At 49.8% G+C, this 8,725-nt stretch carries 7 protein-coding genes; 3 read left to right on the top strand and 4 right to left on the bottom strand.

Features of this window, described 5'->3' with window-relative positions; all coding sequences use genetic code 11:
* The 3 genes from ACN4EG_RS26340 to ACN4EG_RS26350 all read left to right on the top strand — a co-directional run.
* On the top strand, positions 1 to 786 hold a 786-nt coding region (locus ACN4EG_RS26340; protein ID WP_431633258.1), incomplete at its 5' end, for an S-layer homology domain-containing protein.
* 311 nt (positions 787 to 1,097) lie between these two features.
* Positions 1,098 to 2,558, top strand: a complete 1,461-nt coding sequence (locus ACN4EG_RS26345) for a C1 family peptidase (protein ID WP_431633259.1) — start codon at positions 1,098 to 1,100, stop codon at positions 2,556 to 2,558.
* Between the two features lie 296 nt (positions 2,559 to 2,854).
* Positions 2,855 to 4,021, top strand: a complete 1,167-nt coding sequence (locus tag ACN4EG_RS26350; protein WP_431633260.1) for a sensor histidine kinase — start codon at positions 2,855 to 2,857, stop codon at positions 4,019 to 4,021.
* 98 nt (positions 4,022 to 4,119) lie between these two features.
* On the opposite strand, the gene ACN4EG_RS26355 is transcribed toward ACN4EG_RS26350, so the two are convergent.
* From ACN4EG_RS26355 to ACN4EG_RS26370, 4 genes are all read right to left on the bottom strand, one after another.
* Positions 4,120 to 4,734 (bottom strand): TetR/AcrR family transcriptional regulator, encoded by a 615-nt coding sequence (locus tag ACN4EG_RS26355; protein ID WP_431633261.1) that lies wholly within the window; start codon positions 4,732 to 4,734, stop codon positions 4,120 to 4,122.
* A gap of 122 nt (positions 4,735 to 4,856) precedes the next feature.
* Positions 4,857 to 6,584 (bottom strand): GldG family protein, encoded by a 1,728-nt coding sequence (locus ACN4EG_RS26360; protein ID WP_431633262.1) that lies wholly within the window; start codon positions 6,582 to 6,584, stop codon positions 4,857 to 4,859.
* Between the two features lie 71 nt (positions 6,585 to 6,655).
* Positions 6,656 to 7,465 carry an ABC transporter permease gene (locus ACN4EG_RS26365; protein ID WP_431633263.1) on the bottom strand — a complete coding sequence of 270 codons (810 nt, stop codon included), beginning with the start codon at positions 7,463 to 7,465 and terminating at the stop codon, positions 6,656 to 6,658.
* A complete protein-coding gene (locus tag ACN4EG_RS26370; protein WP_431633264.1) occupies positions 7,466 to 8,512 on the bottom strand; it encodes an ABC transporter ATP-binding protein in 1,047 nt (348 codons plus the stop codon).
* Between the last annotated feature and the right edge of the window lie 213 nt (positions 8,513 to 8,725).

An 8,725-nucleotide genomic window follows, 5' to 3' on the forward strand; every position in this document is an offset into this window, starting at 1 on the left:
GCCTCCCCCAGTTCCACCCTGCCTGCCACACCGATCGAACTTACCGCAAAACCCACCCCCCAAGCCTCGCCCGTAGACTTTGAAGATACCGCAGGCGTCTTCGGAGCCAAGGAAATCGCGCAACTATCGGCCTTGGGGGTTTTTGAAAAGACCACAGGTAAGTTCAATCCCCAGCAGCCCATTACCCGTGCAGAATTTTTGCGCTGGCTCGTTCGCGCTAACAACGCTATTTGGGACACCCAACCGGACAAAACCATTCGAGAAGCCACAGGCGGCAAAGCCACCTTTAGCGATGTCCCTGCTAGTCATCCCGACTTCCGCTACATTCAAGGGGTCGTTAATGCAGGCATTGCCGTGGGCTATGATGCCACCACGTTCAAACCCGATGAACCCCTCACCCGGGAACAAATGATCGCCATCAAAATCGGCCTCGACTACGGCGGCATCCCTGAACTCAAGGAGAAAAAACCGGGTACCAATGTGCTCTATGCCGATAGCAACATTCCGCCTTGGAGCGATCGCGATCGGATTTCGCCCAAATTCAAACCTGCGTTCCGCCTTGCCTACACCGATCCCCGTTACCAAGCCTTGGAAAACAAAAACTACTTCAAAAACGTGGAGCGGAGTTTCGGAGCCATCAAAACCCTCAACCCCCAAGCTCCAGTGACCCGACTAGAAGCGGCGCTTTGTGTGTCTCTCTTTGGAACCCATAGCATCTCTGATGAATTCCGTACGGCTGAACAAGCGCTCCAAGATCGTCAAAAGGCCGCTAAATCTGCCCCATAGCATCCTTTTTTCAGCCTGCAATATAATTTAATACTCAAGCTGATTGCCTCCAACACCAGTGGAGCAACGCTTACATCGCAACCAACCCTATACTGTTGACGATTGAGCATGCTCTATGGTGTTGCTTTCTTAAATAGCCAGGGCACTCTACAGTCAGCGAGCCTTGAGCGCATCACCCCAAAAGCCCCTTTGCATTACCCTTCAAGTCTCGCTTTAAGTTCGTCACGGCTAAATTATCCGGGTGGGTGCTGCAAAGAGCCGTAATGGCCAAAAGCTTCTATTTAACACAATCTAGTTCTTCGAGGTTTTCTATGGTGGCAGCCACGTCCAGAAAGGATTTTCGCCATGTTCGCCGAGCAACTGTTTTGAGAGACTCCTCCGGAGACACCATCAACATCGGCGGCTACCGTCCTGATAAAAAGAGCCGCAACGCCCAGAAATTTGGTTCCAGTCGCTTTTCCGCAGACGAGTTACCGGAGATTGTTGATCTGCGTCCTTTCATGACCACTGTGGAAAACCAGCGGAACTCCAACAGTTGCACAGCCAATGCCATGGCTGGAGCGTATGAATACCTCGAGAACCGCATTACAGGACAAGCGGGTGATGTGAGTCGTCTCTTCATTTACTACAACGCTCGCTCCCTAGACAGCGATCCGAGCAAGGATGAAGGAACCTATCTCTCGAACTGTGTCAAAGTAGTGCGTAAGTACGGAGCCTGTTCTGAGGAAACCTGGCCGTTTAACCTCAAGCGCATCGCCCAAAAGCCTCCGAAGTCCGCTTATAAAGAAGCGGTCAATTTCCGGATTGAGGACGCTGCTGCCGTTGACATTGATTTGGATACCATGCGGAGTTGCCTAGCTGAGGGCTATCCATTCGTTTTTGGCTTGCAATTATTTGAATCCTTCAATGGTGCTGGCGGTAATGGTGGCCTAGTGCCCATGCCGGATATTGACAACGAGAAACATGAGGGTGGCCACGCTATGCTCTGTGTGGGCTATTCTGATCCCGATCGCGTATTTGTTGTCCGCAATTCCTGGGGAACAGAATGGGGCGATGAAGGCTATTGCTACATTCCCTACGACTACATGACGGATACTGATCTCAACCATGACTGTTGGGTGATTCGGCAGGTGAGCGATGACTCGATCGATTTGAGCCGCGACATCCGCAAAAGTCGAAGTTCTCTGTTCGATCCCCGTAGAGCAGAAATGGTTACCGCTCTGCGCGTGCCAGGAGCCACCCATACCGCCAGTGGCATTGCACTCTACAACGAAGACTACACCTTCACCTACGAAGAAGAACTCGTTTACCTCTGCGACTCTTACATCAGCGTTACGGAGGTAGAAGATCTCGAAGCGCTGTACTACATGGAGTACGAAGAGGAGTACGAAGAGGAATACAGCGAAGAGTGGTACGAAGAAACAGAATACCTCTACGAAGAGGAGTCTGAAGAAGATTGCGAAGAGACTGAAGACAGCTACGAAGACGAATCTGAAGAAGAGTCTGAAGAAGATTACGAAGAGACTGAAGACAGCTACGAAGACGAATCTGAAGAAGAGTCTGAAGAAGATTACGAAGAGACTGAAGACAGCTACGAAGACGAATCTGAAGAAGAGTCTGAAGAAGATTACGAAGACGAATCTGAAGACTACGAGGAAACCGAAGACAGCTACGAAGAGGAAGGTGGTTACGAAGAGGAAGGTGGTTACGAAGAGGAAGGTGGTTACGAAGAGGAAGGTGGTTACGAAGAGGAAGGTGGTTACGAAGAATAGGAGCTTCTTAGCAAGATTAGAGAACTAAGCTCCTAGGCAAGCGACTGAAGGAATTGTTGGATATCCAGCCAACCACTGGTAACCACAATTCCTTATTTGTGTTGCAAAATCTGTGTTTACCAGTAAATTTGTATTTGACTAGGAATTAGATTGGGACAACAAAGCTGATAGACTTACGTCAAGCACGGAAATCATTCATCTGAGAACGTACTGAATCCTCAAACCACCTATCTTGCTCGGCCGAGCAAGATACTTCTCGGCAAAGCATAATCTTGTATTTATAGCTGCATTTGTCCATGTTCGCACAATGGCTTTCCTGGCCTGTCTGGCTAACCACACTTTGTATGATTGCTACAGGGGCTGGCATTATGGCTGGGGCGATCGTTCGCACCCGCCAGATTTTAGTGATTCTGCAACCCCAAAATCTACAAATTGGCTGGTGGATACAATTCACCCTAATGATTTCCTTTTTGGGAGGATATTGTTTAGCCCTCTATTTGGTATTTAAAGAATTGCTTCTCTGGATTCCAATCTTAATGGGACTGGTATTTTTCCTTGGCGCTTTTTTTGTGCTGTTTAGTGTCAACTTGTATTATCACACCCTACAACAATTATTAAAAATACAAAATGAATACCGTCAAGCCAAAGACTGGGCAGAAGCAAGTTTAACGCAACTAAACCAAGCAAAAATGCACAGTTTGGAACGGACAGTCGCAGGGCTTGCCCACGAGATTAATAATCCAGTGACATTCATTCATAGCAATCTAAGATTCGTAGAACAGTATTCCCAGGCACTCCTAGAAGGATTACAGATCTATCAAACCTATACGCCGAAATTGCCGTCTGCGATGACTCGTCAGGTAGAAAACTTAGATTTTCCGTTTATCCAGACAGATTTACCCCGTATTCTGAAATCTATTCAAGCAGGAACTGAAAGAATTCAAAGTATTATTAGCATATTGCGCAATTTTTCACGTTTAGATGAAGCAGATTATAAATTTGCTCACATTCAAGAAGGCATTGACAGCGCACTATTGGTCTTAAACGATCGCCTCCAACCGCAGAGCAATCACCCTGCCATTGCCGTTAATATTCAGCAAAGTCATTTACCAGCTATTTTTTGTAATCCTAGGGCCTTAAATCAGGTTTTTTTAAACCTAATTGAAAACGCGATCGATGCATTGCGATCGTCAAACCAACCGGCTCCCCTCATCGATATTCGTACCGAAATTTTTCACTCAGACTGGGTTCGCATCAGCATTAGCGATAATGGGAGTGGCATTAATCCCAGCATTCAACCTCGTATTTTCGATCCGTTCTTCACGACAAAGCCTATTGGCAAAGGGAGCGGCTTAGGGCTTTCCTTGAGCTACCAAGTCATCGTCAAGCACCACCGAGGCAACCTAACCTGCTATTCCCAACCCAACACTGGAACGACCTTTCACATTGAACTGCCGATCTAGCCCAATCGCACCTAACTTGCCATAGCCCGGTATTGACAACAAAATCCAGCAAACTCACCATCCAGCAAATTGCACAGCCGTGAGGAATGGTTCTCGATTTACGGTTTGGCTAACACCCCATTGAGGAAAATATCCGATAGCCCCTCGGCCATTTCCTGCAATTCCTTCGCCGAAGATCCCGGATCAGTAATCGTACTTTGGCTAAAACCCGCGATCGTAAACATTCCCAAAAATACACGGGCGACCAATCGCGCATCCATTTTGCGATAAATCCCCTGATCCATTGCTGTTTGGAAGAAAGCTTCCGCCACATCGGTCATTTTCTCAATCACTTCCCCTTGAATTCGATCGCGCAAATCCTCATGGAACTGCACTTCCATAAAGCAAACCCGTAACAGATCGGTGTTCTCCTGCAAATGCAGCATTCGCTTTCGCATCACCTGGGCAACGGCTTTATAGCTGGCCATCTCACTCAGTTCCGTCAGCAAGTCCGTTAGCAACTCAATCCAGCCCTGGGTAGCTACTTCGACTAAAATTGCTTTCTTGTGGGAAAAGTGACGAAACAGCGTTCCTTCCGCCACGCCTGCGGCCTCCGCTAAATCGCGCGTCGTCGTCCCATCAAAACCCCGTCGGGCAAACAGCTTGAGCGCCGCCTTGAGGATACGATCGCGGGTTTCTGCTTCTGCGGATACAGGACGTTGAAAAATCGTCATAGAACTCGTTCTCTAAGGCGGGAGCCGACCACCTGTCAAGATTGTGACGGGAAAACGCAAAGACTACCGTTAAGAATTAAGAATCATAGGATACAAAACAGCATTGAATGCAATCACCACATTTACCGACGACGCCACCAGAGGAACGCCGCCGCCCCTAGGGCCAATAAGGGCACAATCACCAACGCCAGCAGTGTCGTCCCGATCGCTTGCACACTCGTCACCGCCATGCGGCGATTTTTCATCTCCCGAGGCCGAATTGACAGGGTTTGGCCTTCGGCTTGGCTGAGCCAACTGACGGAATTAAGAAAGACATCCCCATTGAGCTGCACCCCAAAGTGGGCATCGCTGGCAAAACTAGAGTTGCCGAAGACCACTAAGCGGGCTTCCCGTTGGGTTCCGGGTGTGGGTGAAGGGCTAGGCAACGGAGAAGGACTGGGAGTGGTGCTAGCGGTAGCTGACGGGCTGGGAGAAGGACTCGGCGAGGCCGAGGGTGGCGGGGAAACGGTAGGGGATTCCGTCGGGGAGGGACTTGGCGAAGGCGAGGGACTGGAGATCGGCTGAACGTTGACTTGTCGGGACAGAGCAACCCCCAGGGGCAATGGGCCGGGTCGATCGTTGGCATCTTGCTTAACGGGCTTTTCCTTGAGATTGCTCTCCGCCCAGCTTTGGGAAGAGGTGAGAATGATGGGATTGGCTTGCACGCCCTCGATCGGCTTAATTTCCAAGGGACGGGCAAAGGGATAGAGGGAAATCCCGTTTTTAAAGTCCTTCGTAATGGGGTGTTCGCTGTAGTCCTGCACCACCGGCGAGGCTGGCCCATAGCCCAGCAATTGACCGGAACCCGATGCATCGATCGCCACCCGATCGTCCAGCAGAATCCCCCACTGATTCAACAACGGCGTTAGACCCGGTTGGGTTTCAGGATCCACCATGACTAAGAGATTGCCACCCCGATTCAAGTATTCCTCCAAGAGAGAAACTTCCTTCTCAAACAACGGTCGCTTGGGGCCTGCGATAGCAACCACCGCCGCATCATCGGGAATTTTTGCCGTCTGGGCCAAGTTCAGCGGCTCACTGACAAAGTTTTTACCTTGCAATTCCTTTGCCGCCAAGGCAAGACTGCCTTCCCCCGGTTCCAACGTCCGTTCCCCATGACCTTGCAGGAAGTAAACCTTGGGTTGCCGATCGCTGGTCGCTTGGATGATGCCGTTGACTAAGCGGGATTCCGAGAGACGTTGCTGTGCGCCGATCGATTGAACAAATTGATTGCGATTGCGGCTAGGCAGTTCGACATAAACATCTTTATTGTTGGCGTCATTTTTGACGTTAAATTTCTGGGCCAAGGCGGGATTGGCGTCAGGATCAACAAATTCAAAGGCGACATTAGGCGTTACCCGTCGGAAATTTTGCAGGAGATCTCGATCCTGGGGGTGGGGTTGCCGATCGAAGACGTAGACCGTCAGCGGTTGATTCAGCTTTTGCAACACCGCTTGGGTTTCCGGTGCCAGGGTAAAGAGCTGCGTTTCCGTCAAATCGACCCGCTGCACATTCCGCACTGCCACAAAGTTGACTAGCCCTAGGATCAGCAGGATTGCTAGAGTCGTAATCAGTGCATTGGTACCGACTTGGGTCGATCTCCGTTGCCAAAAGTTAGGTCGATCGGGATCCCCGTACTGACCGAGGAATAGTAACCAAATACCAATCAGAACGAGTCCTGCGATCGCTAATCCCGTCGGCAACGGCGTCCAACCAGAAAGAAAGCCTGCCGTCAATCCCGCAACGGTTAAACCAATGCCAAACCAAATGGCGTGTTTGAAGAGTTTGAAAAATGCCCTGAGCTTATCCATGATTGCCCGTTCACCCAAAATTGAGTCTAAAAGCTAACTTAAAATAATTCAGAAGATAAATTAGCGAAATACTAAGAACGCTGAAAACGAAACGCTTCGATCGATTGTGCCGTCAGAAAAACTCCCAGGAAGATGTAGCTACCAAATACCACTAAACTACTGGTATCCACAACGCCCAAAACCAGGTTGGTGTAGTGTTTTAGCAAGGAGAGATGACCCAGCCCCGTTCCAATTACCCCCGGAACCCGATCGGCGATCGTATCCATCAACCAGAGAACCACTAGTAGACCAAAAGTGGCGATCGCGGCGACGATCGTGCTGTCCGTTAAGGAGGAAATAAACATGCCTAAGGACAGAACTGAAGCGCCCAGTAGCAGTAAACCGAGGTGTCCCCAAAGAAACACTAGGGGTTGAATCGGAGGATTGGCAGTAGACAGCACGATCGCTTGATACACCATCAACGGCAACATCAGGGTCGCAAAAAAGGTCACTACCGCCAGCAATTTACCCACCGCCACCGTCCAGTTTGTAACGGGTGACGTGGCCAGCAGTTCCAGCGTGCCCCGTTTGCGCTCTTCGGTGTAAAGCCCCATCGACAGAATAGGCAGTATGAACAGCGCAATAAATCCTAACGTACTCAGAAACGTCCGAATTAGCTCATAGGCAAGGTCGATCGGCGGAAGTTGTCCTCCAGCTTGGACTTGCATGTCATAGATTTGGCCTTGGGCAATGATTCCGTTATCACTAAAGGTAATGATCGTAAAGAGGAAACCGCCAATGATCCAGAAAATAGCTGCAATCACATAGGCCCAAGGCGCAGCAAAATAACTTTGGAGTTCTCGACGGTAGATCGCCAGAATATTGGCCAGCAATACTTTCATCTAGGATTCTCCTGTCTGAGTTGACGTGATATCTGGTTCAGAATGGGCGGGGGAAGCATCATCAGGTAATGCGAGTTCTGCCTCCGAGGAAGTTTCTGACACCACCTTTTCCTCAGTTGTGAGTTGTAGGAAAACGTCTTCCAAACTGGCCTGTACCCGTCGCATTTCGTACAGACTTAGGCCGTTACTGACTAGCGCGATCGCCAGTTCTGCCCCAACTTCTTGGGCTTCAGCTCTTACCCGCCAATGGGTACGCGGATCTGAACTCTGACTAGCAGGCTGGAGTTGTTCTAATTCAGTGATGCCAGTAATTCGATCGAGGGCAAGTTTCACTCGATCGGGATCGCCTTCCACTTCCAACTCATAGGTAGATCCAGCAAACATCTGAGTGGTCAGCTCATCCGTGCGATTAGTGGCAACAACTCGACCCTGGTTAATAATGGCGACCCGATCGCAGGTCATGCTGACTTCCGGCAGGATATGGGTGGAAAGAATAACCGTGTGATCGCCTGCTAGCCCTTTGATTAAATTACGGACATCGATGATTTGCCTGGGATCCAGGCCAACAGTAGGTTCATCTAATATAATCACAGGCGGATCATGGACGATCGCTTGAGCAATGCCCACCCGTTGCTTAAAGCCCTTCGATAATTTACGAATGAGGGTTTTCCGCCGTTCTGTCAGGTTACATTTTTCCAGGGCATAATTTACCCGGTTTGCCCGATCGCCTGCACTGACGCCCTTAATACGAGCCACGAAATCTAAAAAATCCTCGATCGTCATCTCCAGGTACAACGGCGGATTTTCTGGCAGATAGCCGATGCGCTGCCGGACTTCCATGGACTGTTCGTGGACTTCAAAGCCCGCAATTTTTGCAGTCCCGCTTGTCGCTGGTAAATATCCCGACAGGATCCGCATGGTTGTGGTCTTCCCCGCCCCGTTCGGCCCTAGAAATCCCAAGATTTCCCCAGACTCCACGGAAAAGGTGATGTCCTGTATCGCCGCCGTTGCGCCGTAAAGTTTGCTGAGATGTTCGACTTCTATCATCTGACGATCGCTCCAGAGAAAGACTCCTCGCGGTCAGCAGGATAGCAAAATTTCGGCCCTTTCGACTACTTTCCGGGGTAATTGGTTACAGGGAGTGATGGGGGTATCTGCCTGCTTGACTGACAAAAGTATTGAGGAATAAAACGAAAGCGGGACGGGCGTTGGAGTCTGGTTTAGGCTAGAAGTTACCACACAACCAGTCGAACCATCATG

The sequence above is a fragment of the Alkalinema pantanalense CENA528 genome, assembly GCF_050753345.1.
Taxonomy (GTDB): domain Bacteria; phylum Cyanobacteriota; class Cyanobacteriia; order Leptolyngbyales; family Leptolyngbyaceae; genus Alkalinema; species Alkalinema pantanalense.

What these genes read in the sequence shown, in the direction of transcription:
- ACN4EG_RS26345 (WP_431633259.1), top strand. Translation starts at nt 1,098, where the DNA reads ATGGTGGCAGCCACGTCCAGAAAGGATTTTCGCCATGTTCGCCGAGCA.
- ACN4EG_RS26350 (WP_431633260.1), top strand. Translation starts at nt 2,855, where the DNA reads ATGTTCGCACAATGGCTTTCCTGGCCTGTCTGGCTAACCACACTTTGT.
- ACN4EG_RS26355 (WP_431633261.1), bottom strand. Translation starts at nt 4,734, where the DNA reads ATGACGATTTTTCAACGTCCTGTATCCGCAGAAGCAGAAACCCGCGAT.
- ACN4EG_RS26360 (WP_431633262.1), bottom strand. Translation starts at nt 6,584, where the DNA reads ATGGATAAGCTCAGGGCATTTTTCAAACTCTTCAAACACGCCATTTGG.
- ACN4EG_RS26365 (WP_431633263.1), bottom strand. Translation starts at nt 7,465, where the DNA reads ATGAAAGTATTGCTGGCCAATATTCTGGCGATCTACCGTCGAGAACTC.
- ACN4EG_RS26370 (WP_431633264.1), bottom strand. Translation starts at nt 8,512, where the DNA reads ATGATAGAAGTCGAACATCTCAGCAAACTTTACGGCGCAACGGCGGCG.